The 23,792-nt window shown below is 68.8% G+C and carries 23 protein-coding genes and 1 tRNA gene; 13 read left to right on the forward strand and 11 right to left on the reverse strand.

What is annotated here, in order from left to right:
• Nucleotides 1–3: 3 nt before the first annotated feature.
• The 7 genes from glgX (at nt 4) to AB0J95_RS32685 (ending at nt 8,725) form a co-directional block, all read left to right on the forward strand.
• A complete protein-coding gene (gene glgX, locus AB0J95_RS32655) occupies nt 4–2,121 on the forward strand; it encodes a glycogen debranching protein GlgX (RefSeq protein WP_364766523.1) in 2,118 nt (705 codons plus the stop codon).
• Between the two features lie 38 nt (nt 2,122–2,159).
• A complete protein-coding gene (locus AB0J95_RS32660) occupies nt 2,160–4,298 on the forward strand; it encodes an alpha-amylase family glycosyl hydrolase (protein WP_364767002.1) in 2,139 nt (712 codons plus the stop codon).
• Nucleotides 4,295–5,974, forward strand: a complete 1,680-nt coding sequence (gene treZ, locus AB0J95_RS32665; RefSeq protein ID WP_364766526.1) for a malto-oligosyltrehalose trehalohydrolase — start codon at nt 4,295–4,297, stop codon at nt 5,972–5,974. Before AB0J95_RS32660 ends, treZ begins: the two co-directional genes overlap by 4 nt.
• A gap of 242 nt (nt 5,975–6,216) precedes the next feature.
• On the forward strand, nt 6,217–7,101 hold the full coding sequence (locus AB0J95_RS32670) for an ABC transporter ATP-binding protein (RefSeq protein ID WP_364766529.1): 885 nt from the start codon (nt 6,217–6,219) through the stop codon (nt 7,099–7,101).
• Nucleotides 7,098–7,949 carry an ABC transporter permease gene (locus AB0J95_RS32675; RefSeq protein ID WP_364766532.1) on the forward strand — a complete coding sequence of 284 codons (852 nt, stop codon included), beginning with the start codon at nt 7,098–7,100 and terminating at the stop codon, nt 7,947–7,949. Before AB0J95_RS32670 ends, AB0J95_RS32675 begins: the two co-directional genes overlap by 4 nt.
• Before the next feature lies 1 nt (nt 7,950).
• The gene (locus AB0J95_RS32680) at nt 7,951–8,187 is read left to right on the forward strand and encodes a helix-turn-helix transcriptional regulator (protein ID WP_364766535.1); all 237 of its coding nucleotides are present in this window, start codon (nt 7,951–7,953) and stop codon (nt 8,185–8,187) included.
• Between the two features lie 139 nt (nt 8,188–8,326).
• On the forward strand, nt 8,327–8,725 hold the full coding sequence (locus AB0J95_RS32685; protein ID WP_364766537.1) for a hypothetical protein: 399 nt from the start codon (nt 8,327–8,329) through the stop codon (nt 8,723–8,725).
• Between the two features lie 48 nt (nt 8,726–8,773).
• Here AB0J95_RS32685 and AB0J95_RS32690 read toward each other — a convergent pair whose 3' ends face one another.
• Nucleotides 8,774–9,727: a sigma-70 family RNA polymerase sigma factor gene (locus AB0J95_RS32690; RefSeq protein WP_364766540.1), complete on the reverse strand. Its 954-nt coding sequence runs from the start codon at nt 9,725–9,727 to the stop codon at nt 8,774–8,776.
• A gap of 247 nt (nt 9,728–9,974) precedes the next feature.
• Between AB0J95_RS32690 and AB0J95_RS32695 the strand changes: the two genes are divergently transcribed.
• On the forward strand, nt 9,975–10,778 hold the full coding sequence (locus AB0J95_RS32695; RefSeq protein ID WP_364766543.1) for a siderophore-interacting protein: 804 nt from the start codon (nt 9,975–9,977) through the stop codon (nt 10,776–10,778).
• On the opposite strand, the gene AB0J95_RS32700 is transcribed toward AB0J95_RS32695, so the two are convergent.
• Nucleotides 10,775–11,311, reverse strand: a complete 537-nt coding sequence (locus AB0J95_RS32700) for a helix-turn-helix domain-containing protein (protein ID WP_364766546.1) — start codon at nt 11,309–11,311, stop codon at nt 10,775–10,777. The two genes, AB0J95_RS32695 and AB0J95_RS32700, sit on opposite strands and share 4 nt — an antisense overlap.
• A gap of 64 nt (nt 11,312–11,375) precedes the next feature.
• Between AB0J95_RS32700 and AB0J95_RS32705 the strand changes: the two genes are divergently transcribed.
• Nucleotides 11,376–12,626 carry an erythromycin esterase family protein gene (locus tag AB0J95_RS32705; RefSeq protein WP_364766549.1) on the forward strand — a complete coding sequence of 417 codons (1,251 nt, stop codon included), beginning with the start codon at nt 11,376–11,378 and terminating at the stop codon, nt 12,624–12,626.
• On the opposite strand, the gene AB0J95_RS32710 is transcribed toward AB0J95_RS32705, so the two are convergent.
• Complete coding sequence (locus AB0J95_RS32710) at nt 12,619–13,683, reverse strand: DnaJ domain-containing protein (RefSeq protein WP_364766552.1); 1,065 nt, start codon at nt 13,681–13,683, stop codon at nt 12,619–12,621. The genes AB0J95_RS32705 and AB0J95_RS32710 overlap by 8 nt on opposite strands.
• Before the next feature lie 95 nt (nt 13,684–13,778).
• Here AB0J95_RS32710 and AB0J95_RS32715 point away from each other — a divergent pair, with 95 nt between their 5' ends.
• Together AB0J95_RS32715 and AB0J95_RS32720 are read left to right on the forward strand one after the other, a co-directional pair.
• A complete protein-coding gene (locus AB0J95_RS32715; protein WP_364766555.1) occupies nt 13,779–14,285 on the forward strand; it encodes a SigE family RNA polymerase sigma factor in 507 nt (168 codons plus the stop codon).
• Nucleotides 14,282–15,238, forward strand: a complete 957-nt coding sequence (locus tag AB0J95_RS32720; RefSeq protein ID WP_364766558.1) for a hypothetical protein — start codon at nt 14,282–14,284, stop codon at nt 15,236–15,238. The genes AB0J95_RS32715 and AB0J95_RS32720 overlap by 4 nt, the downstream gene beginning before the upstream one ends.
• On the opposite strand, the gene AB0J95_RS32725 is transcribed toward AB0J95_RS32720, so the two are convergent.
• A complete protein-coding gene (locus AB0J95_RS32725; protein ID WP_364766561.1) occupies nt 15,198–15,845 on the reverse strand; it encodes an HSP18 transcriptional regulator in 648 nt (215 codons plus the stop codon). The two genes, AB0J95_RS32720 and AB0J95_RS32725, sit on opposite strands and share 41 nt — an antisense overlap.
• Nucleotides 15,846–15,952: 107 nt before the next feature.
• Here AB0J95_RS32725 and AB0J95_RS32730 point away from each other — a divergent pair, with 107 nt between their 5' ends.
• Nucleotides 15,953–16,399 (forward strand): Hsp20/alpha crystallin family protein, encoded by a 447-nt coding sequence (locus AB0J95_RS32730; protein ID WP_364766563.1) that lies wholly within the window; start codon nt 15,953–15,955, stop codon nt 16,397–16,399.
• A gap of 87 nt (nt 16,400–16,486) precedes the next feature.
• Here the strand turns inward: AB0J95_RS32730 and AB0J95_RS32735 are convergent.
• Nucleotides 16,487–16,563: transfer RNA gene (locus AB0J95_RS32735), tRNA-OTHER, on the reverse strand.
• 56 nt (nt 16,564–16,619) lie between these two features.
• Nucleotides 16,620–17,705: an MBL fold metallo-hydrolase gene (locus AB0J95_RS32740; protein ID WP_364767005.1), complete on the reverse strand. Its 1,086-nt coding sequence runs from the start codon at nt 17,703–17,705 to the stop codon at nt 16,620–16,622.
• Nucleotides 17,706–17,763: 58 nt separating this feature from the next.
• On the opposite strand from AB0J95_RS32740, the gene AB0J95_RS32745 reads away from it, so the two are divergent.
• Entirely contained in the window at nt 17,764–19,188 is a 1,425-nt protein-coding gene (locus AB0J95_RS32745; RefSeq protein WP_364766566.1) for an amidohydrolase family protein, read from the forward strand.
• Here the strand turns inward: AB0J95_RS32745 and AB0J95_RS32750 are convergent.
• From AB0J95_RS32750 to ispH, 5 genes are all read right to left on the reverse strand, one after another.
• Entirely contained in the window at nt 19,180–19,566 is a 387-nt protein-coding gene (locus tag AB0J95_RS32750; RefSeq protein WP_364766568.1) for a VOC family protein, read from the reverse strand. The genes AB0J95_RS32745 and AB0J95_RS32750 overlap by 9 nt on opposite strands.
• Nucleotides 19,567–19,721: 155 nt before the next feature.
• Entirely contained in the window at nt 19,722–20,030 is a 309-nt protein-coding gene (locus AB0J95_RS32755) for a hypothetical protein (protein ID WP_364766571.1), read from the reverse strand.
• A 9-nt stretch (nt 20,031–20,039) separates the two neighbouring features.
• A complete protein-coding gene (gene ispG, locus AB0J95_RS32760) occupies nt 20,040–21,125 on the reverse strand; it encodes a flavodoxin-dependent (E)-4-hydroxy-3-methylbut-2-enyl-diphosphate synthase (RefSeq protein ID WP_364767008.1) in 1,086 nt (361 codons plus the stop codon).
• A 2-nt stretch (nt 21,126–21,127) separates the two neighbouring features.
• Nucleotides 21,128–22,876: a 1-deoxy-D-xylulose-5-phosphate synthase gene (locus AB0J95_RS32765; protein WP_364766574.1), complete on the reverse strand. Its 1,749-nt coding sequence runs from the start codon at nt 22,874–22,876 to the stop codon at nt 21,128–21,130.
• The gene (gene ispH / locus AB0J95_RS32770) at nt 22,873–23,790 is read right to left on the reverse strand and encodes a 4-hydroxy-3-methylbut-2-enyl diphosphate reductase (protein WP_364766576.1); all 918 of its coding nucleotides are present in this window, start codon (nt 23,788–23,790) and stop codon (nt 22,873–22,875) included. Before ispH ends, AB0J95_RS32765 begins: the two co-directional genes overlap by 4 nt.
• Nucleotides 23,791–23,792: the final 2 nt, after the last annotated feature.

Here is a 23,792-nt window from a genome sequence, read left to right on the forward strand (position 1 = left end):
AGCGTGCGGCCTTGGCCCGGATCCCCCTACCCGCTCGGCGCCACTTACGACGGCGCCGGCACCAACTTCGCCCTGTTCTCGGAGGTGGCCGAGTTCGTCGAGCTGTGCCTGTTCGATGACGACGGCGTGGAGACGCGGATCAGGCTGCCCGAGGTGGATGGCTTCGTGCACCACGGTTACCTCGCCACGATCGGTCCTGGGCAGCTTTACGGGTACCGCGTGCACGGTCCCTACGACCCGGCGCGCGGCCTGCGGTGCAACCCACAGAAGCTGCTGCTGGACCCGTACGCGAAAGCCGTGGCCGGCAGCAACATCGACTGGCACGAGTCGCTGTTCAGCTACCCGTTCGGCGACCCCGATGGGCGCAGCGACGCCGACTCCATCGGGCATGTGCCGATGGGAGTGGTGGTCAGCCCGTACTTCGACTGGGGCAACGACCGGCACCCGAAGACGCCGTACAACGAGTCGGTGATCTACGAGACCCATGTGCGCGGTCTCACACTGCAACACCCGTTCGTGCCCGAGGAGATCCGCGGCACGTACGCGGGCCTGGCGCACCCGGTGATCATCGAGCACCTGACCAAGCTCGGCGTCACCGCGGTCGAGCTGATGCCGGTGCACCAGTTCATCACCGACCACGCGCTGGCCGAGCGGGGCCTGCGGAACTACTGGGGCTACAACACGATCGGCTTTTTCGCGCCGCACTCGGCATACTCGGCCACCGGCCGGGGCAACCAGGTGCAGGAGTTCAAGGCGATGGTCCGCGACCTGCACGAGGCGAACATAGAAGTGATCCTGGACGTGGTCTACAACCACACGGCCGAGGGCAACCACCTCGGTCCGACGTTGTCCATGCGCGGCATCGACAACCAGGCCTACTACCGGCTGGTCGAGGAGGACCGCCGGTACTACATGGACTACACCGGGACCGGGAACTCGCTGAACGTGCGCAACCCGCACACGTTGCAGCTGATCATGGACTCGTTGCGGTACTGGGTGACCGAGATGCACGTCGACGGGTTCCGGTTCGACCTCGCCGCGACCCTGGCCCGTGAGTTCTACGACGTGGACCGGCTGGCGGCGTTCTTCGACATCGTCCAGCAGGACCCGGTGATCAGCCAGGTCAAGCTGATCGCCGAGCCGTGGGACGTCGGCCCCGGTGGCTACCAGGTGGGCAACTTCCCTCCACTGTGGACGGAATGGAACGGCAAGTTCCGGGACACCGTCCGCGATTTCTGGCGCGGTGAACCCGCGACCCTCGGCGAGTTCGCCTCGCGGATCACCGGTTCCTCGGACCTGTACCAGGACGACGGGCGGCGGCCGTTCGCGTCGATCAACTTCGTCACCGCGCACGACGGGTTCACGCTGAACGACCTGGTGTCGTACAACGACAAGCACAACATCGCCAACGGCGAGGACAACCGGGACGGCGCCGACGACAACCGTTCGTGGAACTGCGGTGTCGAGGGCCCGACGGACGACGCCGAGGTGCTCGCGTTGCGGGCGCGGCAAAGGCGGAACATGCTGGCGACGACGCTGTTGTCGCAGGGCACGCCGATGCTGCTGAACGGCGACGAGATCGGCCGGACCCAGCACGGCAACAACAACGCCTACTGCCAGGACAACGAACTGTCCTGGGTGGACTGGGAGCTGGCCGAGGACTACCACGACCTCAAGACGTTCACCGCGGCGCTGACCAAGCTGCGCCGCGAGCACCCGGTGTTCCGGCGCCGCCGGTTCTTCGCCGGGCGGCCCATCCGCCGGAGCGACGAACTGCGCGACATCGCGTGGTTCACGCCCGGCGGGCAGGAGATGACCGAGCAGGACTGGGAGTCCGGCTTCGGGCGGTGCATCGTGGTGTTCCTCAACGGCGAGGGCATCGCGGACCTGGACCAGCGGGGCGAGACCGTCACCGACACCTCGTTCTTGTTGTGTTTCAACGCACATCACGAGGACATCGACGTGACCCTGCCCAACGGGGACTACGCCGAGAAATGGACAGTCGTGGTGGACACCGCGACCGGCGAGGTGGGCGCCGGCCCGACCGTGCCGGCCAAGTCCACCCTCACGGTCGTCGCACGATCCCTGGTCGTGCTGGAGCGCACGGAGGAACAGGAGTGATCCCCAGCTCGACCTACCGGCTGCAGCTCGGGCCGGACATGACGTTCGACCACGTCGCCGAGATCGCGGACTACCTTGCCGCGCTTGGCGTCGGAGCGGTGTACGCGTCGCCGGTCCTCGCGGCGGCACCGGGTTCGACGCACGGCTACGACGTGGTCGACCCGACCCAGGCCAGCCCCGCCCTCGGCGGCGAGGAGGGCCGGATGCGGCTGGCGGGCGAGCTGCAGGAGCTGGAACTCGGGCTCGTGGTGGACATCGTGCCCAACCACATGGGCATCGCGGACCCGCCGTCGAACCCCTGGTGGTGGGACGTTCTGCGCAACGGGCGGTCCTCGCGGTACGCGCGGTACTTCGACATCGACTGGGAGGCCGGCCCGATCCTGGTGCCGGTGCTGGGGTCGGACTCGCTGGCCGATCTGTCCGTCGAGGACGATGAGCTGCGCTACTTCGACCACCGTTTCCCGTTGGCGCCCGGCACTTCTGGTGGTAGCGCCGAGGAGGTTCACGATCGGCAGCACTACCGGCTGGTGAACTGGCGGCGGGCGAACACCGAGCTGAACTACCGGCGGTTCTTCGACATCACGACCCTGGCGGCCGTCCGGGTCGAGGACCCCCTGGTGTTCGAGGCCACGCACGCGGCCGTGTTGCGGTGGGTGAAGAACCTCGAGGTCACCGGGATCCGGGTGGACCATCCGGACGGGTTGACGCATCCGGGTGAGTACCTGCGCCGGTTGCGGGCTGCCGCGCCGGATACCTGGCTGGTGGTCGAGAAGATCCTCGGTCCGGATGAGACGCTGCCGTCGACCTGGCCGGTCGACGGGACGACGGGGTATGACGCGCTTCGGTTGGTGTGCGGGGTGTTCATCGACCCCGCGGGCGAGGCCCCGTTGTCCGCCCTCGCGGGGGACCAGGACCTGCACGCGATGGAGACCGAGCGCAAGCGCTGGGTCGCCGAGCACCTCTTGCGCGCCGAGGTCCGGCGGATCTCGCGGCTGGGTGTGCCCGAAGAGGCCGTGATCGACTACCTGCCGCGGTACCAGGTGTACCGGTCCTATCTGGCCGATGGCATCAAGGACGCCTTGCCGGTGGGCGATGTGGGGGAGCGGATGCTCGCCCGGCCGGACAGCGAGGTGACCTCGCGGATCGAGCAGACCGCCGCGATGGTGATGGCCAAGGGCGTCGAGGACACGACTTTCTACCGTTACAACAGGTTTGTGGCGCTGAACGAGGTCGGCAGCGATCCGGGCCGGTTCGGTGTCTCGGTGGAGGAGTTCCACACCAAGGCCTCGGCCGCTCTCGAGTCCGGCATGACCGCACTGTCCACTCATGACACCAAGCGGTCCGAGGATGTCCGCGCCCGGCTGGCCGTGTTGTCGGAGATCCCCGCGGAGTTCGCTTCGGCGGTGCAGCGGTGGACCTCGAAGGTTCCGTTGCCGGAGCCGACGCTGAACCTGTTGGCGTGGCAGACAGTCGTTGGTGCGTGGCCGATCTCCGAGGAGCGTCTGCGGGCATACCTGGAGAAAGCCTCCCGTGAGGCCAAGATCGCCACCAGCTGGACGGACCGCAACGAGGAGTTCGACGCCGCGGTGGCCGCCTGGCCGGCGCAGGTGTTCGCCGCTCTGGGCGGGGAGATCGAGGAGTTCGTCGCCCGGATCCAGTGGCACGGCTGGTCGAACTCGTTGGCGCAGAAGCTGGTCCAGCTGACCATGCCCGGTGTGCCGGACGTGTACCAGGGCACCGAGCTGTGGGACTACTCGCTGGTCGACCCGGACAACCGCCGGCCGGTGGACTTCGAGCTGCGCCGGGAGATCCTGGCCCGGGTCGAGGAGGAGGTCCCGGCGATCGACGCGTCCGGGGCGGCCAAGCTTCGCGTTGTGTCGCAGGCGTTGCGTCTGCGGTGGGAGCGGCCCGAGCTGTTCACCGGATATTCGCCGCTGTCCGCCACCGGCTCCGCGGCCTCCCACGTGCTCGCTTTCTCCCGTGGCTCAGGCAATCTCGTGACCGCGGTGACTCGTTTGCCTGCGGGGCTGGAACAAGCGGGCGGCTGGCACGACACCGCGCTGCCCCTTTCCGGGACGTGGACCGACGTGATCACCGACCGCGTCGTCGATTCCTTTGCTGTGGCCGATGTTTTCTCCCGGTATCCCGTCGCGCTGCTGGTGCGGAGTGAACAGTGACCTTCTCGGTGTGGGCACCCGGGCATACCCGGGTGGAGATCTCGGTCGACGGCGTCCGGCACCCGATGACTTCGGGGGAGGGCGGCTGGTGGTCCACGGACGTCTCCGGGACGGACTACTCGTTCTTCGTGGACGATGACCCGACTCCCCTGCCGGACCCGCGGTCGCTGCGTCAGCCGACCGGCGTGTTCGGTCCTTCCCAGGTGTATTCCCACTCTTTCCCGTGGACGGACTCCGGCTGGACCGGGCGTGCGTTGCCGGGCAGTGTCATCTATGAGCTGCACATCGGGACTTTCACCTCATCCGGCACGTTCGACGCGGCCATCGCGCGGCTGGATCACCTGGTTTCGCTGGGTGTGGACTTCATTGAGGTCATGCCCGTCAACTCCTTTGATGGCACAGCGGGCTGGGGCTACGACGGCGTGCTTTGGGGCGCTGTGCACGAACCCTATGGCGGGCCTGACGGGTTCAAGCGGTTCGTCGACGCCGCTCATGCCCGCGGTTTGGGCGTTGTGCTTGACGTTGTGTACAACCACATGGGCCCTTCCGGTGCTTTTCTTGACCGGTTCGGCCCGTATTTCGCGGGCCAGAACATCTGGGGCGCGGCGCTGAACGTCTATGGCCCTGGCTCCGATGAGGTGCGCCGGTATGTCATCGACAACGCCTTGATGTGGTTCCGGGATTTCCATGTCGACGCGCTGCGCCTGGACGCCATCCACGCGATCGTCGACCACCGCGCCAAGCACATCCTCGAGGAGCTGGCGGAAGAGGTCGAGGGTTTGTCGGCGGGTTTGCGCCGCCCGTTGACCCTGATCGCCGAGTCGGACCTCAACGATCCCAGGCACGTCACGCCTCGGGCCGCGGGCGGTTACGGCCTGGACGCGCAGTGGTGCGATGACATCCACCATGCGCTGCACGTGTTCCTCACCGGCGAAAGCCAGGGCTACTACGCCGATTTCGCCGCCCCTGACGCAGTGAAAACCACCCTCGAGAACGCGTTCTTCCACGCGGGCACCTGGTCCTCGTTCCGGGACCGCACCCACGGCCGCCCCATCAACAAAGCGGTGACCCCCGCGCACAGGTTCCTGGCGTTCCTGCAGAACCACGACCAGATCGGCAACCGCGCCACCGGCGACCGAATGTCGGCCACCGTGTCCCCAGGCGTCCTCGCCTGCGGCGCCGCCCTGGTGCTGTGTTCCCCGTACACCGCCATGATCTTCATGGGCGAGGAGTGGGGCGCCAAAACGCCGTGGCAGTTCTTCGCGTCCTTCCCCAACCCAGAGCTGGCCGACGCCGTGCGCACCGGCCGCCGCCGCGAGTTCGCCGAGCACGGGTGGGGCGAATCCGAAGTCCCCGACCCCATGGACCCCCAGACGGTCAGAAACTCCACTTTGGACTGGTCCGAGCTGGAAGACGCGGCGCACAAAGACCTCTTCGAGACTTACCGCGCCCTCATCGGCCTCCGCCGTGAGTACCCCGAACTCACCGATCCCCGGCTGGAGGACTTCGTCGTCGACCAGGACGACCGCGTGATCACCTTGCACCGCGGTGCCATCAAGGTCATCTGCAACCTGAGTTCTTCCGCAATCCCGCGTCCCCCAGGCAAAGTCCTTCTGGCGTCAGCGGACGCCGAGGACATCCCGAGCGAGAGCTTCGTGGTTGTTCGCGCGGAGTAGGGACTGGCGCCACTGGGGGCGTGCGTGGCTGGGGCGCGGTTCGGTTTGACAAGGGTCCCGTCGGCGCCTTCGTGCGTCACGTTGCTCCGGGCCCGTGTCTCGCGTTGGTCCCGGGTGTCCCACCGGCACTGCCTCTTGCCTCCCAGCACGATCTCACCGCCGTAAACAGTTCGCAGCAGGGCTCTTGCGGGATGTAGTACATGTGCTACATTCTGAGCTACACGTTGGATGGGGAGGGAGCTATGGCTGGGGACGGGTCTGTTATCGAGGTTCGTGGGTTACGGATGCGGTATGGCACCAATGATGTGTTGAGGGGGATCGACTTCCGGGCCGAGCGGGGGGAGGTTGTCGCTCTTCTTGGGCCCAATGGGGCTGGGAAGACCACGACCATCGAGATCCTTGAGGGGTTCCGGATGCGGTCCGCTGGGGATGTCCGGGTCCTGGGGGTGGATCCGGCCAAGGGGGATGAGGCTTGGCGTGCGCGGCTGGGGATCGTGCTGCAGTCTTGGCGTGATCATGGGAAGTGGCAGGTGCGCGAGATGCTCATGCACCAGGCCAGTTACTACGCGCCTTATCACCGCACGTGGGATGTCGACGAGCTCATCGAGGTCGTGGGGCTGACCGAACATGCGCTGAAGAAGATCAACAGGTTGTCCGGTGGGCAACGGCGCCGGCTGGATGTGGCGTGTGGGATTGTGGGGCGGCCCGAGTTGTTGTTCCTCGACGAGCCGACGGTGGGGTTCGATCCCGCGGTGCGGCGGGAGTTCCACGAGCTCGTGCACCGTCTGTCCGATGAGGACACCACCATCCTGCTGACCACGCACGATCTCGCCGAGGCGGAGAAGCTCGCCGACCGGATCATGATCCTGTCCGGCGGCACCGTGATCGCCGACGGCTCGGCCGACCAGCTCTCGCTGCAGATGGCCACCGAGTCCGAGGTCAAGTGGACCGTGCACGGCCAGCGGTTCGTGCACGCCACCACCGAGGCCACGAAGTTCGTGCACGACCTGTTCAAACAGTACGGGGACGACGTCGAGGACCTCGAGGTCCGGCGCGGCTCCCTGGAGGACACCTACATGGCCATGGTCATGCGCTTCGAGACGAACCAGCTGGAGGTGGCCCGGTGAGCACGTTCGCCACGACAGCGCGCATCGGGGTGCGCCGCGGCCTGATCGAGCTGAAGCAGTCGCTCCGCTCCTACACCGACCTCGCCGGGATGCTCTTCCCATCGGCGATCCTGTTGGTGGTCATGCTGTTCATGCGTGGCTCCACGATCGGCACCACCGGCTTCTCGCTGGGCGCCGCCACCCTGCCGAGCAGCATCGGGATGAGCGTCGCGTTCGGCGGCTTGATGGCGCTGGCGCAGAGCATGGCGGTCGAGCGCGAGGACGGGACCCTGTTGCGCGCCAAGGCAACCCCGAACGGCATGCAGGCCTACCTGATCAGCAAGGTCTTCTCGGTGTCGGTCGGCAGCGTGATCGGCCTGCTGCTGTTGCTGGTCCCCGGCGCGTTCCTGTTCGACGGGCTCGCCCTCGGCTCGGTGGGTTCCTGGCTGCTGCTGGCCCTCGTGCTTCTCATCGGCTTGGTCGCGACCATGCCGCTGGGCGCGGTGATCGGCGCGATGTTCAAGAACCCGCGCTACGCCAACCTGATGACGCTGCCGATGATGGGCATGGTCGGTATCTCCGGGATCTTCTTCCCGCTCTCGGAGGCCGCGCGCTGGCTGCAGGACCTCGCGCAGGTCTTCCCGATCTACTGGCTGGGCCTGGGAATGCGGCACGCGCTGCTGCCGGACTCGCTGAAGGTGGTCGAGATCGGCGGGTCGTGGCGGCCGGTGGAGATGGTGCTCGTGCTCACCGCGTGGGCCGTCGCGGGCCTGATCTTGGCACCGGTAGTGTTGCGCCGCATGGCCCGCCGCGAGTCCGGGTCGAACATGGAACGCCTGCGCGAGAAGGCGATGAAGCGGGTCACATGACATGAGCGAGGTCATCTACAACCGCATCGCCATGCTGCGCGCCGAACGCGGCATCTCCCGCAGGCAGCTGTCGGACGCGCTGGGCGTGCACTACCAGACGATCGGCTACCTGGAACGCGGCGAGTACAGCCCGAGCCTGCACCTGGCGCTGCGGATCGCGGAGTACTTCGAGGTGCCGGTGGAGGTCATCTTCTCCACCGCGCCCTTCCCACGGATCGGCACCGGCCGAACAGCGTGACCCGGCCGAGACAAACCCAGCGATAAATCCACAGTGGAGGGTCTCTTTCGGGGGACATATAGTCGCATTCGAACGTGCGCATGGTATGCCCGTTGGTGGACGTTTTTCGCCCGTTGTCGGCTGTACTTCGGGAGGACACGTGTTCACGCTGCAAGAGGCCACCCGTCGCGTCGAGGATCTCGCCCAGCACGCGATGTCCCTGTTGTCCTCGGCCGAGGCGGAGAAGCTCTCCGGCGAACCCTCACCCTGCGACGACCCGTACGACGGCGGCCCGTCGGGGAAGTTCATGGCGGTGGCCGAGTACCGGATCTGGGACCTGGCCCCGGCCGACTACCCGCGGCATGTGGACACCCTGCACACCTGGTGGACCGCCAACGGTTTCGAGATCCTGCATGACGCCCGCCCGGTCGGACTCTATGTGTGGGTGGAGAACGCGGCGGACGGGTTCCGGATGGCGGTGCAGGCCAACAAGAACGGCGCCCTGTTGCTCACCGCCACATCGCCGTGCGTGTGGCCGGGCAGGACGCCGGAAGGCTGACGAACACGACTCCAAGGCGCGGCCACCGTTGGCCGCGCCTGTGGCTGACTAACCCGCCAGTGCCAAGAGGCCCTGGTTGCGGGCGGGGTGGCGAAGCTCGGCGAGCGCGTGCTTCTCCAGCTGGCGGATCCGCTCACGGGTGAGCCCGATCCGCTCGGCCACCTGCTGCAGCGTGTACTCGTGGCCGTCGTGCAGGCCGTAGCGCAGCGAGATGATCAACGCCTCGCGCTGCGGCAGGGTCGCGATCTGCTTGCGCAGCTCGCTGTAGAGCTCCTCGCGCTCGAGGATCTCGGCGGCGTTCTCCGCCTCCATGTCGGGCACCAGGTCGGCGATCTTGGAGTCGCCGTCCTCGCCGACCGGGGTGTCCAGGCTGACCGCGTCCCGCCCGGCCCGGCGCAGCTCGATGATGCGCTCGGCGGTGGTGCCGACCTCCTCGGCCAGCTCCTGCGGGGTCGGGTCCCGGTTCAGCTTGGTCTCCAGCTTGCGCTCCACGCGGCGGAACTTGGCGAGCTCCTCCACCACGTGCACGGGCAGCCGCACGGTACGGGTCTGCTCGGCCAGCCCCCGGCCGATCGCCTGCTTGATCCACGCCATGGCATAGGTGGAGAACTTGAAACCCTTGCTGTAGTCGAACTTCTCCACCGCTCGGATCAGCCCGAGGTTGCCCTCCTGGATGACGTCCAGCATCGGCAGGCCGGCCTGCGAGCGCTTGCGGGCCTGGGAGACCACGAGCCGCAGGTTGGCACGGATCATGTGGTCCTTGGCCCGGCGGCCCTCCCTGGCGATGATCTTCAGCTCGGCCGGGTCGTGGGCGATCTGCTCGCCCTCCTCGGCGCGCCGGAGCAGCTCGGTGGCGTATAGTCCTGCTTCGATCTGCTTGGACAGTTCGACTTCCTGCTGGGCGGTGAGCAGTGGTGTCGCTCCGACCTCGGCCAGGTAGTATCCAACCAGATCGGCGTCTTCCCTAGGGCGCACAACGGCCTTGGTCGTCTCGACGGACATGGTCTCCCCCTTTCAGGGCGCGCAGGTGTTCGCCCGCGCCCCGCGTGTACCTGCCGGGCGTGGGTTCGAACGATGTCTTCACCGGATACCGGTTACGCAGCGTTCAACGTTACCTGGCCTGTTGGTATTCCTCTTCTGCGACGATGGACACACAGACGCATGACGCAGGTGTAGCCGGCGTCACCTGGTCGAGCTACGGTAAGGTGAGCCTTACCTAAGTCCATCGCTCTGAGCAGGGGGAACGCACGTGCCAACAGCCAGCAAGGTCATCCTCGCGGAGGTCCGCGGCGTGCGCCGGCTCACCCCGCACATGAGCAGAATCACCCTGCATTTGGACGGTCTGAGCGGCTTCGATCACACCGGACCCGACCAGTTGGTCCGCACGTTCTTCCCGCAGAGCCACCAGCGTGTCCCGGTGGTTCCGCTGAGTGACGACTGGTGGACTGAGTACCAGCAGTTGCCAGAGGACATCCGTCCCGTTGTTCGCAACTACACGATACGGCGATTTCTTCCCGCCCGCAGGTCAATTGATCTGGACTTCGTGCTGCACGGTGACACCGGCCCGGCCTCCCGCTGGGCCCAGGCCGCCCAACCGGGTGATGTCATCGGGGTGTTGACCGACGGGCACGGCTACAACGAACCCGAGGGCACCACCTCCCGGCTGCTGATCGCCGACGAGACGGCGCTGCCCGCCGCGGGTGCCATCCTCGACGCTCAGGACGGTTCGGCGCGACTGCTCGCCGAGGTCAACGGCGCCCAGGACGAGATCCCGTTGAAGGCCTCGGTCCGGTGGATCCACCGGGACGGGCCCGCTCGCGGTACCGGCGAGCTGATGGTGTCCCACCTGTCGTCGGTGCCGATCGAACCCGCGGGGCTGTACGTGTGGATCGGGGGCGAGGCGGGGATGGTCAAGGCGGCCCGGCGGCACCTCGTCGCGCGGGGCGTGCCGAAGAAGCAGATCTACTTCTGCGGGTACTGGCTGCACAAGCGCAACGACAACGACGCGTTCCTCGAGGCCGAGCGGGCGGAGTACTTCGCGCAGCTCGCTTAGCTGGGGGTTTCCGCGATGGGGAAGTGGATGGCGCTGAGCAGGCGGGGAGTGCGGCCCGGAGCGGGGCCGTTCCCGGCGTGGGCCCGGAACGCGGCGGTGACCTCCTCGATCAGGGCCATGCATTCCTCGGGGTTCAGCCAGATGATGCCCTGGCGGTAACCCACCGCATCCGCCACGGGATCCGCGCCCTCCTCGTCCAGGTATGCGTTGAACTCGGCCAGCAGCACCGCCATGGCCGCTGCGAACCCCTGGCGGTGGTCCTCCAGCGTCATCCTCGCCGCGGCCTCCATGTCGATCGCGGTCCGGTCCCGGCGGAGCCGGTAGTGGCGTTCCACTGCGCCGTGGACCCGTTGTTCGTCGACCACTTCGAGGATCCCGGCCTCGGCGAGCAGGGCGACGTGCCGGTACACGCTCGTCTTCGGGACGTCGCGCAGCCTGGTGACCAGGTCGGATGTCGTCAGGGTCCGGTCGCCGGACATGGCGTGCACGATGCGCAGCCGGACGGGGTGCAGGAGAAGGTCGAGCGTGTCCACACCGGAACGATCCCACATCTGGTACCGTTCTCAAAGTTGGGAACGCACCGCTAGGGGGTTGGTCATGAAGCTGAACGCCGTCATTCCGATGTCCACGCTCGACCCGCGGGACCCGCTGGACGACCTGAGCTGGCTGGACGGCCTGGTTGGCGACGCCCGGGTGGTCGCGATCGGGGAGAGCTCGCACTACAACGGCGAGACCTACCGGCTGCGCCACCGCATCCAGCGCTACCTGCACGAACGCCACGGGTTTTCCCTCTATGCGATGGAAACCGGTTACGTCGAGTCGCAGCGGGTCCAGGCGTGGCTGGACGGCGGCGGCGATCTGGGCGACGTGCAGGCCAACGGGTTCACCGGATTGATGGGTCTGTGGACCGAGATGGGTGACCACCTCAGGACCCTCGGCCGGTTCTCCGGGATCGACCTGCCCGGCTCGAACGCCAACCTCGGGCCGGGACTCGAGGCGGTCGCCGCGTACCTGCGGAGCGTTGGCTACGAGGTCGACCCGAAGCTGCGTGAGTCGGCGAGCTACGGCGCGATCTCACCGTTCTCAGCGCCCGCGGCGGTGGCCGCCTACGCCCAGCTGGACGACAAAGATGCTTTCACCGCAAGCCTTTCCCGCCTGCAGACGCACCTCGCCGCCAGCCGCGCCGACTACGAGAAGATCACCGGCAGGGCGGCCTACGAGCGCGCGCTGCGGGCGATGAGCCTCACGATGACCTTGGACGCCGTCGCCCACGAAGCGGCCAACGGCAACATGAACGCGGTCATGCTCTACCGCGACGCGGCCATCGCGGACACCGTCGAACACTTGCTGCGCAACGAAGATCGCATCATCGTCGCCGCGCACAACGGTCACATCCAGCGCCACAAGGGCACGCTGCCGGGCATGGGCCCGATCACGCCGATGGGCCTGCACCTGGCGAACCGGCTCGGCGACGCCTACGTGCCGATCGGAGTCACCACGGGCGGCGGGAAAGCGCTCACGAACGGGCCGGAGTTCTACGCGGGCACGCTGTTCTCGGATCTCGGTGATCCGGACCCGGAAACGCTCGACGGGGTGATGGCAGCCAGTCATGATGGCCTGTTCGCGGTAGACCTCAAGTCCCTCGGTGACGAGGACCGCGACACCCTGAACGCCGTCACCCGGCAGCGGTTCGGCTTCTACGACTGCGATATCGACGTGCTGCGGGCCTACGACGCCCTGATCCACCTGCCGAGCGTCTCCCCTGCGCACCCGGACGCCGACGCGCTGGCACATTCACCCGAAGAGGTACAGAAGGCTTTCGCTGTGTGGGCGGGTAGCACTAGCTGACCACTCGGTCGAGGACCGCCGCTATCGCCTTCTTGTCGACGGACGTGGGATCGGTGGCCAGCCATTCGCCGATCTCCCGGATGAAGCCGTCCGGGGTCAGCGGCGGGATCTCGGCGTCGAACGGTTCGGTGGTGATTTCACCCGGACGTGTGGGGTACAGCAACAGCGCGCCACGGATCTCCAGGTCCGGCCAGAGCTCGCGGAACGTCTCCAGCTGGTCCCCCAATCGTGTCGACCCGCCCCGGAACGGGTGATCGTTGCGCCAGATCTCACCGTCCTCGTCCACCTCGTAGTGCCCGGGCAGCCACATCTTCGACTCGATCAGCACCAGCCGGTGCCCGCACAGCACAGCGTGGTCCACGTCCACGAACACCGAGCCGGGCTCGGACAGGCCGTGGAAGATCCGCGCCGCGGGTAACCGGGTCAGGTACTTGGCCAGCACTTTCGCGGTCAGCTGCTGGGCGCGGTGCTCGTTGCCGCTCTCCGGCCGGCCGAACACCTTGTGCGCCATGAAGGCCCCGTTGGGCTGGCCGTTCAAGTGCCTGCGCACGGCGGAGAACAGCGCCGCGCCGGAGCCGGCCAGGGTGAGCAGCCAGATGATGAACAGCGGCGCGGGCGGCGAGACCACGAACAACGCCAGCAGCAGCAGGCCCCAGCCGGCGATCGCGCCCGCCACGACCTCGCGTTCGTGCCGGATCATCCCGGACATCACCACGTTCGCGTCGACCGTGTACCACCAGGGGATGGTGTCCACCGGGATGTCGGCCACCACCGGCACGTACGCCGGGTCGTCGCGGATGATCCGCATCGGCGCGCGGCGGACCGCGACCGGCGCGGATGGCTCGTCCTGCTCGTCCTGCTCCTCGCGGTCGTACTCCGCCCGCCGCACCGGATCCGACAGCGTCTCGTACGCCTCGCGCAGCAGCCGGAACGTGCCCGCGGTGCCACCCGCGTCCGGGTGCATGACCTTCGCCAGCGCCCGGTAGGCCGACCGGATCTCGCTGGTTGACGCGTCGGGCGCGACGCCAAGCAGCTCGTAGTAGTCGACCCCGTGCACGCCGACACGATATTGGGTCCACACCGGGAAATAAGCGCCCACCCGTTCAACGAAGCACGGCGCTCGGAGCGTAAAGGGGGTGAGAAGGAGGCCCAGTGACGTTCGAGGACTTCGCCACGGCCCGGCTGCCGGCCCTGCTGCGGTACGCGACCGTGCTGACCAACGATCCGCACCTGGCGGAGGACATCGTGCAGGAGGTCCTGCTCAAGGTGCACCGCAAGTGGAAACGCGTGCGGGACGCGCCCGCCCCGGAGGCCTACGTGCACCGGATGGTCACCAACCAGTTCCTGTCCTGGCGCAGACGCAGATCCTGGAACGAGGCGCCCAGGTCACCGCAGCAGATGATCGAGCTGGGCACGGCCGCGAACGACGCCATGACCCGGGTCGACGACCGGGACGAGCTGCTCGCCCGGATCGCCCGGCTGCCCGGGCGCCAACGGGTCGCGCTCGTGCTGCGGTACTTCAGCGACCTGCCGGACGAACAGATCGCCGGCCTGATGGGCTGCCGTGTGGTGACCGTCCGCAGTCACATCTCCCGCGCCCTGTCCACCCTGCGCATCACGCCGGCCCTCGAACCGGTCTCGAACGGAGATGACCGATGAGCACCGAAGAGCTGATCAAGGACGCGTTCCGGCGCCAGGCCGGTCGCGCTCCCGACCACATGCGCGTGCTGACCAGGGTGCTGGCGAGGACCGCGAAACGCCGGAGCCGCGCGCTGCTGTACAGCCTGATCGGCGCCGGGGTGGCCGTGGCGGTCGCGGTGCCGATCGTGCTGGTCCGCGCTCCGGTGGCGCTGCCCGTGGGTCCCGCGCCTGCCGTCCGGACGACCTCACCGGCCAAGCCCTTGCCCGGTGAGGTCATGCCCTTCCAGCTGGGGTATCTGCCGGACCGGCTGGTGGAGTCGGAACGGGAGGTGCTGGCCGACGGATCGCTGCGCCGCACGTGGGACGGCCCGCCGGGTTCGCCGCACCTCGTCTTCGAGCGCAGCGGCCCGAACGTCGTGCACGGCAGCCACACCCCGGTCGTCGTCCAGATCAGCGCCGGTGTCGAGGGGTTCTTCACCGGCGACGACACCCAGGCGGAGCTGGTCTGGGCCCCCGACGGGCGGACGCCGCTGTACCTGATGTCGCGAAGCCTGCCCGGCGCCCGCGACGAACTGGTCAAGCTGGCGCGGTCGGTGCGGCCCGACGGCGTCACGGTGATCCCGGCGCCGGTCCGGTTCGGCTGGCTGCCCGAGGACGCGAAGGGCACGGCACCGCAGTCCGTCTCCGGCACGGCGGACCACTGGGACGTCCGGGTCACCAGCTCGGGCAGGCGGACCGTCGGTGTGCAGATCACCACCCGGCCGCCGCAGATGCCGGGGATGGGGGTGGTCGTGCGCGGCAAGCAGGGCAGGATCGGCCCGAACCCCGAGGCGCCGAACGCCCTCGTCGTCGAGTACGACACCGGCCGGTGGCTGATCGTCTCCGGGCTGGCGCCCGACGAGCTCGTGCGGGTGGCCGGCACGCTCGAGATCAGCGACGGTCTGTCGTTCCCCTGGCTCGGGCGGCGCTAGTCGCCGCGCGCAGCTGGTCGGCCTGACTGGTCACCGCACCGATCCGGTCGGCCAGCTCCGGGTGCTCGGGCCGCAGCCGGGCCTGCAGGCCGGCCAGCGGTTCCAGCAGGGCGGCCGGATCGTCCTGGGACAACGCGGCGGCGAGCTTGCGCGGCCGCGGCCCGGGCAGGCCGATCACCTGTCCGGCCAGCTGCCGCAGCACCGCCGCGTTCTGCCGCGCCCACTCGGTGACCACCCGGTCGCCCGCGCGCCGGTCACGCACCTCGCGCACCCGCTCCTCGCCGGTCGCGCCGTCCCGGCCGGACTGGTTCATCCGCAGGTACCGGCGCTCCGCGGCCTGCCGGCTGGCCAGGCCGAGCGCGGGCGCGATCGCCGCCCAGCTGGTCCCCAGCTCGCGGGCGGCGGCGATCAGCGCGGGCTCCCACCGGGCCAGGTCGTCACGCAGTTCCCGCAGCACCACGAGGGCCGCCAGCAGTTCGGCCGCCGACGGCCTGGCGCCGCCCTCGGCCACCCCCTGGACCAGATGCATCGCTTGCGCCGCAGGGGAGACGCCCTCGCTCCAGCCTTGTTCGCCCAGGTACCGCTGGGCGTTCGCGTACTCGTCCACGCTTGTCATCATGATGATGACGCAGCCTCTTGTCAACGGAATGACGACGCGCTATAACTGGGTCAGTGCGTGACAACTCCAGGACTGATCGACAAGGAGGGACCCCGATGTTGATGCGCACCGACCCCTTCCGCGAGCTCGACCGGCTTACCCAGCAGTTCTTCCAGCCCGCCGGGACGTGGAGCCGCCCGGCCTCGATGCCGATGGACGCCTACCGCCAGGGTGACGACTTCGTCGTGCACTTCGACCTGCCGGGCGTCGACCCGGACGCGGTCGAGGTGGACGTCGAGCGCAACGTGCTCACCGTGAAGGCCGAACGCCGCCCCGCGCACACCGGGGACGTGCAGCTGCAGGTCTCCGAGCGGCCGCTCGGCGTGTTCAGCCGGCAGCTGTTCCTCGGCGAGAGCCTGGACACCGACCACATCAAGGCGTCCTACGACACCGGCGTGCTGACCCTGCGGATCCCGGTCGCCGAGCGGGCCAAGCCCCGGCGGATCGAGATCGCGCACGAGTCGCCGGAGCCCGCGCGGATCAGCGCGGGGCGGGCTGACTAGGTCAACGGTGAGGTGGCTTCGGCTACCGACAGTACAAAGTGGACATTCCGCGGGACCGGCCGCACGTGGCCGGTCCCGCGGTGTGAGACTCGCCAGCCGGAATCGAACCGACGTCCTCTCCGCACTCGTGAGCCGGAGTGCTCTCCCACTTGAGCTATGGCGAGAGCCATATTTTCGCTCCGCACACAACGATTTCCTAGCGGCCTTTCGAGTGCATCCGCTACAGCGCCTGCCACCATCCGTCGACGATCGGCGGGTCCGAAACGTCGATGCGTTCACCCGGTCTGGGTACAGCCAGTCGCACGTCACGGGCTTTTGCCTCACGCCACAAGCGATCCACGGGTTCGGTCCAGGCGTGCACGGCCAGGTTGAATGTTGCCCAATGCACGGGAATCAGCACGTGCGCCTGCACGTCCACAAGCGTGGCAACGCCTTCCTCGGGCGTCATGTGGATGTCCGGCCACGCCGGGTCGTACGCGCCGACCTGTACCAGGGCGGCGTCGAACGGCCCGTGCCGCTCGCCGATGATGGCGAACCCGTCGAAGTACCCGGTGTCGCCGGTGTAGAACACGCGGTGCTCCGGCCCGGCCACAACCCAAGAGGCCCAAAGGGTTCCGTCCCGCTTGAGACCACGGCCGGAGAAGTGCTGCGCCTCGGTGGCGGTCAGCCGCAGCGGGCCGACCTCGGCGCTGTCCTCCCAGTCGAGTTCCACGATGCGGTCGCCCGGCACGCCCCAGTGCTCCAGGTGCGCGCCGATGCCCAGTGGGACAAGGAAAGGCGCGTGCTGGGTGCGCAGCAGCTCGCGAACCGTAGGCAGGTCAAGGTGATCGTAGTGGTCGTGCGAGATCACGATGGCGTCGATCCGGCCGAGCGAGGACAGCGGCACCGGCACCGGGTGCAGCCGTTTGGGGCCCAGCACGGCGGATGGTGACACCCGGTCGCTCCACACAGGATCGAACAGCACGCGTGAGCCGTCGATCTCGATCAGCACGGAGGCGTGCCCGTACCACGTGATGTGCAGGCCGTCCGACTCCGCCGGCGGGGGAGTGCTGACCAGCGGCACCGGCCCGGCGGGCTTGCGCTTCTCCCGGCCGAACAGCAGGCGGCGCATCGTCTCGGGGAAGTCCCCCGGCTGGAGGGTCCCGCTCGGCCGCGTGTTGCGGAACACGCCGTCATGGAACTGCGGAGAGCGACGCATCCGCTCCGCACGTTCACCCTCCGGTGCCGCGCCGATCGCGTCCGGCACGCCCCGGACGGCCCGCCCGAGCAGGCCGAGCGCCGTCAGGCCCAGCGCCCCGGCGACCATCCTCTTTGTTCTTCCCACAAACCAAGACTACCCGGGGCCGCCGTGTACCGTTTCCGTGGTGAGCCGGTTACTGCTACGTGACGTCCGCCTCGGTCTGGGCGGTTCCCGCGCCGACGTGCTGATCGAGGACGGGCGTGTCGCGGCGGTCGGCCCGGGCCTGGCCGGCGACGAGGTCGTCGACGGGCGGGGCGGCACGGTGCTGCCCGGCCTGGTGGACGCGCACGTGCACGCGACCCAGTGGGCAAGTTCCCGCCGCCGGATCTCGTTGGCGGGCGCCACTTCCGCGGCCGCCGCGGTGGCGACCGTGGCGCGCGAGGCGGGTGCGAATGAGCTGGTGATGGGACATGGCTTCCGCGACGGGACGTGGCCGGACCTGCCGCACAAGGACATGCTGGAGCGCGCGCTGCCCGGCCGCGCGGTCGCCTTGTTCAGCAACGACTTGCACACCCTGTGGCTCAGCCCGGCCGCGCTGCGGCTGATCGGCCGGGCTCATCCGACCGGGGTACTGCTGGAAAACGACTGTATGGCAGCGACTGCGGAGCTGCCGTCGGCGTCGGTCGACACGCTGGACCAGTGGGTGCTGGAGGCGACCGACGCGGCGGCGGCCCGTGGTGTGACCGGGATCGTCGACTACGAGTACTCGGACACCGTCGCGGACTGGTTGCGGCGCCTGGCTTTGCGGCCACTCGGGGTGCGGGTCGCCGCCGTGATCTCGCGGCCGCTGCTGGACACCGCGATCGCCCGTGGCCACCGGACCGGCGATGTCGTCGCCCCGGGGATCACTGTGGGGCCGTACAAGCTTTTCGTGGACGGGTCGTTGAACACCCGCACGGCTTACTGTCACGAACCGTATCCGGGGCAGGACGGCCACGGCCTGCTGGAGTTGCCGTTCGACGCACTGGTCTCGTTGATGGACAAGGCTTTCCGGCATGGGCTCAGCCCCGCTGTGCACGCCATCGGTGACCATGCGAACACCATCGCGCTGGACGCGTTCGAGAAAGTCGGCTGCCCGGGGCGGATCGAGCACGCTCAGCTGGTCCGCGAGTCGGACCTGGGGCGGTTCGCTGCTCTGGGTGTGATCGCGAGCGTTCAGCCTGCGCACCAGCCGGATGACCGGGATGTGGCCGACCAGCATTGGGCTGGGCGTACGGGGCGCGCTTTTCCTTACGCTGCGCTGCTTCGGGCCGGGGCGACGTTGGAGATCGGGTCGGACGCGCCGGTCGCACCGCTCGACCCGTGGGACGGCATTGCTTCCGCGGTGACCAGGACGGATGACACCCGGCCGCCCTGGCACCCGGAACAGGCTATTGATCTGGAGACGGCGTTGGCTGCGGCGAGTAAGGGGCGTAGGGGCGTCGCCGTTGGGGATGTCGCGGACTTGATGGTGACGGCTGTCGACCCCAGTACTGTTTCGCCTCAGGAGCTTCGCGACATCTCGGTGGTGGCGACGTTTGCCGGTGGGCGCCCGACTTACCTAGCTTGAGGCCCGCTCGGCTTCGCTGCGCTCGAGGCAGAACTCGTTGCCTTCCGGGTCGCGCATCACTGCCCAGCCGGTGCCGTCCGGGTTGCGTCGGTCGTCGAACAAAGTCGCGCCGAAGGTGAGAACGCGGTCGACCTCTTCGTCGCGGGTGCGGTCATCCGGGCGGAGGCAGACGTGGAGGCGGTTGCGGTCGGCTTCCGGCTTGGGGTTCGGGTCGAGCTGGAAGAAGAGGTTGGTGCCGTTGCCCAGGTCTATGGCTACTTCGGGGTCTCCGGGCTTGTCGCCTTCGTGGATGGGGCGTTCGGTGATCTTGCTCCAGAACTCCGCGAGGGCATAGGGGTTGGCGCTGTTGAAGGAGAAGTTGTGGATGTGGGATGCCATGACGCGATCTTTTACGGCGGGGGTAGGGGCGTCAAATCGGTTACGCGGGGGCGGCGCCAACTTGGGTTGGCGCGCCGCCTGGAACGTGGCTGGGACACGGTTCGGAGGAAAAGGGGACACGGGGTGGAGGAAAGGGGGACACGCGGGGGTGGGGGTTACCAGCCGGGGAGGTCGTCGAGGGGTTTGGCGTTGGCTTCGTGGCGGGCGATGGCCGCGTCGAGGGCGGTGGTGAGGTCGACGCCGGTCTGGTCGGCGAGGTTGACGAGGGTGAAGGTGAGGTCGGCGAGGCGCTGCTCCCAGCCTTCGGTGGGGCGGAAGGGGCGGCGGCCGCCGCCGGTGGCGGCGAGGACCTCCTCGGCGAGCCGGCCGATGTCGGTCTGCAGGGTCAACGTGAGGGTGGGGGCGTTCGCGTGGAGGCCTAGTTTGTCGGCGGCCTGGGCGACTTTTGCCTGAACTTCGCGCACGGGGACACCCTATGTGGTCCAGTCGCGGCTGAGGGCCTCCTCGAGCAGCGTTTCGACGATCTTGCTCTCCGGGACGGTGCGGACGACCTCGCCGCGGACGAAGATCTGGCCCTTGCCGTTGCCGGACGAAACGCCGAGGTCGGCCTCGCGAGCCTCGCCTGGGCCGTTGACGACGCAGCCCATGACGGCGACGCGCAGTGGCACCGGGAAGCCGTCGAAGGCCGCGGTGACCTCCTCGGCGAGCTTGTAGACGTCGACCTGGGCGCGTCCGCAGGACGGGCACGACACGATCTCGAGCTGGCGGGGGCGCAGGCCCAGGGACTGCAGGATCTGGTTGCCCACCTTGACTTCCTCGACCGGCGGCGCGGACAGCGACACCCGGATGGTGTCGCCGATGCCCTCGGCGAGCAGGACGCCGAACGCCACCGCGGACTTGATGGTGCCCTGGAACTGCGGGCCGGCCTCGGTCACGCCGAGGTGCAATGGGTAGTCGCAGCGGGCCGCCAGGCCACGGTAGGCGGCGATCATGGTGAGGGGGTCGTGGTGTTTGACGGAGATCTTGATGTCCCGGAAGCCGTGCTCCTCGAACAGCGAGCATTCCCACAGGGCCGACTCGATCAGGGCTTCCGGGGTCGCCTTGCCGTACTTGGCGAGCAGGCGTTTGTCCAGGGAGCCCGCGTTCACGCCGATGCGGATGGGGATGCCCGCGTTCGAGGCGGCCCGGGCGATCTCGCGCACCTTGTCGTCGAACTGGCGGATATTGCCCGGGTTCACGCGGACGGCCGCGCAGCCCGCGTCGATGGCGGCGAACACGTACCTGGGCTGGAAGTGGATGTCCGCGATGACTGGGATCTTGGACCGGCGGGCAATCTGGGGGAGTGCGTCGGCATCGTCCTGGGAGGGGACGGCGACGCGGACGATCTGGCAGCCCGCGGCGGTCAGCTCGGCGATCTGCCGCAGGGTCGCGTCCACATTGGACGTCAGTGTCGTCGTCATGGACTGGACGGAGATCGGCGCGTCCCCGCCTACCGGGACGCTGCCGACGAGCACTTGACGGGACTGCCGGCGCAGGCGCGTCGGTCCGAGCTGGACCATGGTCACGACAGGGCCTCCAGGCGTTTGAGCACGGTTGTGGTGATGCCGGCCGCGTCGAGGCCGTGGGCGCGCAGGATCTCGGAGCGGGAGGCCTGCGGCAGGAACCGGGAGGGCAGCGCGAAAGTCGCCGCGCAGGTCTCGCAACCCACCGCGGCCAACGCTTGTGCGATCCGTCCGCCCAAGGCGCCCGGGGTGGTGGTGTCCTCGACGGCGACCACGAGCCGGTGGGCGGCGGCGAGCTTCAGCAGCGCCGGGTCCACCGGGGCGATCCACCGCGGATCCACCACCGTCACCGCGACACCCAACTCCGCCAGCTCATCGGCGGCGGTCAGGCACTCCGATGTCAACGGGCCGACCGCGACCAGCAGCACCTCCGGCCGGGGATCCTCCCGCAGCACATCGGTCTGGCCCACCCGTCGCAGCGCGGGGATGTCCGGGCCCGCGCTTGTCTTGGGGTAGCGGACGACCGTGGGACCGTCGGTGACGGACACGGCCTCTCGCAACAGTTCTCGCAACCGGGCCGGGTCCCGTGGGCACGCGAGGCGCAACCCGGGCACGATGGGCAGGAACGAGGCGTCCCACATGCCGTGGTGGCTGGGGCCGTCCGGACCGGTGACCCCGGCCCGGTCCAGCACGAACGTGACCGGCAACCGGTGCAGCGCGACGTCCATCAGCAGCTGGTCCACCGCGCGGGACAGGAAGGTCGCGTAGATCGCGACCACCGGGTGCAACCCGCCCATGGCCAGCCCGGCGGCGGAGGTCACCGCGTGCTGCTCGGCGATCCCGACGTCGAACGTCCTTTGTGGATATTCGGCCGCGAACCGGGCCAGGCCCGCGGGTTCGGCCATCGCGGCGGTCACGCACACCACGTCCGGCCGGTCCGCGCCGATCGCGAGGATCTCGTCGCCGAACACCGAGGTCCAGCTCGGTCTGGCGACGCCGCCGGACGGCCCGACGGCGTGCAGGCGGTCGGCCTCGTCCTGTTCGGCGGCGGTGTAGCCCTTGCCCTTGCGGGTCACGCAGTGCAGCACGACCGGCAGCCGCAGCCGGATCGCCTGTCTCATCGCGTGTTCCAGCGCGGGGATGTCGTGCCCGTCGACCGGGCCGATGTAGGCCAGGCCGAGGTCCTCGAACAGGTTGCGTTCGCCAGAGAACCGCAGCTCGCCGAGGTGGCTCGCGATCCCGCCGACGGTCGGCGCGTAGGACCGGCCGTTGTCGTTCAGCACGATGACCACCGGCCGGTCCGGGGCCGCGCCGATGTTGTTCAACGCCTCCCAGCACATGCCCCCGGTCAGCGCGCCGTCGCCGAGGATCGCCACGACCTGGCGTTCGCTGCCCCGCAACGCGAACGCCTTGGCCAGACCGTCCGCATAGGACAGTGCGGTCGAGGCGTGCGAGTTCTCGATGAAGTCGTGCTCCGACTCCGACCGGGACGGGTACCCGGACAGGCCGCCCGCCTGGCGCAGCGAGTCGAAGTCGGCCGCCCGCCCGGTGAGGATCTTGTGCACGTACGCCTGGTGCCCGGTGTCGAACAGCAGAACGTCGTGCGGCGAACGGAAAACCCGGTGCAGCGCGATGGTGAGCTCGACCGCGCCGAGGTTGGGCCCGAGGTGCCCGCCGGTCCGGGAGACCTTGGCGACCAGGAACTCGCGGATCTGCTCGGCCAGCGCGCAAAGCTCCGCGGGGGTCAGGCCGGCCAGGTCCTCCGGGCCGGAGACGAACCGGGTATGGCCGGGATCGGTGGTGGTCATGGGCGCCTCGCAGCGGACGGCAGGGTGAACCGGATGGTCTCCCGGGCGGTGACCCGTTCCTCGACCGAGGACGGCTCGAGGACGGCCACGACCTCGTCGATGAGGCCCGGTGGCGCGGACGCGCCCGCGGTCAGGCCGACCGTCCGGACGCCGGACAGCCAGGACTGCTCGATGTCGCGGACATCGTCGATGAGGTGGGCCGGGGTGCCGTGCCTGCGGGCGAGTTCCACCAGCCGGACCGAGTTGGACGAGTTGGCCGACCCCACCACCAGCACGAGGTCGGCCTCCTCGGCGATGGCGGTCAGCGCGTCCTGCCGGTTCGTCGTGGCGTAACAGATGTCGTCTGAGGCCGGGCCGCGCAGCGCGGGGAATCGTTCACGCAGCCCGGCCACCACGTCCGCCGCCTCGTCGACGGCGAGCGTGGTCTGCAGGAGGTAGGAGACCTTCGCCGGGTCGGTGACGTCGAGGTCCTCGATGTCCGCCAGGGTCTCCACGAGCACGGTCCGGTCCGGAGCCTCGCCCATGGTGCCTTCGACCTCCTCGTGCCCGGCGTGTCCGACGAGCACGACTGTGTCCCCTCGAGCGGCGAACCGGCGGGCCTCCGCGTGCACCTTGGTGACCAGCGGGCAGGTCGCGTCGATCACGTCCAGCCCCCGCTCGGCCGCCTCGACGCGCACCGCGGGGGAGACCCCGTGCGCCGAGAACACCACGGTGGCCCCCTCGGGCACCTCCGCCAGTTCGTCGACGAACACCGCGCCGCGCTTTTCCAGGCCCGCCACCACATGCTTGTTGTGCACGATCTGCTTGCGCACGTAGACCGGGTGCCCGCGGTGGTGCAGCGCCTGTTCCACGATCTCGATGGCGCGTTCCACCCCGGCGCAGAACGACCGGGGCGACGCCAGCAGTACCTTCATGG

The organism is Actinocrispum sp. NPDC049592, from assembly GCF_040675465.1.
GTDB lineage: Bacteria > Actinomycetota > Actinomycetes > Mycobacteriales > Pseudonocardiaceae > Kibdelosporangium.

Excerpts from the sequence above, each read along its gene's own strand:
- AB0J95_RS32740 (WP_364767005.1), bottom strand. The coding sequence starts at position 17,705 with ATGGTCGCCGGGGCGCTGGGCCTGACGGCGCTCGGCCTGCTCGGGCGG.
- AB0J95_RS32720 (WP_364766558.1), top strand. The coding sequence starts at position 14,282 with ATGAGCACCGAAGAGCTGATCAAGGACGCGTTCCGGCGCCAGGCCGGT.
- AB0J95_RS32680 (WP_364766535.1), top strand. The coding sequence starts at position 7,951 with ATGAGCGAGGTCATCTACAACCGCATCGCCATGCTGCGCGCCGAACGC.
- ispH (WP_364766576.1), bottom strand. The coding sequence starts at position 23,790 with ATGAAGGTACTGCTGGCGTCGCCCCGGTCGTTCTGCGCCGGGGTGGAA.
- AB0J95_RS32660 (WP_364767002.1), top strand. The coding sequence starts at position 2,160 with ATGACGTTCGACCACGTCGCCGAGATCGCGGACTACCTTGCCGCGCTT.
- AB0J95_RS32750 (WP_364766568.1), bottom strand. The coding sequence starts at position 19,566 with ATGGCATCCCACATCCACAACTTCTCCTTCAACAGCGCCAACCCCTAT.
- AB0J95_RS32690 (WP_364766540.1), bottom strand. The coding sequence starts at position 9,727 with ATGTCCGTCGAGACGACCAAGGCCGTTGTGCGCCCTAGGGAAGACGCC.
- AB0J95_RS32730 (WP_364766563.1), top strand. The coding sequence starts at position 15,953 with ATGTTGATGCGCACCGACCCCTTCCGCGAGCTCGACCGGCTTACCCAG.
- AB0J95_RS32670 (WP_364766529.1), top strand. The coding sequence starts at position 6,217 with ATGGCTGGGGACGGGTCTGTTATCGAGGTTCGTGGGTTACGGATGCGG.
- ispG (WP_364767008.1), bottom strand. The coding sequence starts at position 21,125 with ATGGTCCAGCTCGGACCGACGCGCCTGCGCCGGCAGTCCCGTCAAGTG.
- AB0J95_RS32765 (WP_364766574.1), bottom strand. The coding sequence starts at position 22,876 with ATGACCACCACCGATCCCGGCCATACCCGGTTCGTCTCCGGCCCGGAG.
- AB0J95_RS32705 (WP_364766549.1), top strand. The coding sequence starts at position 11,376 with ATGAAGCTGAACGCCGTCATTCCGATGTCCACGCTCGACCCGCGGGAC.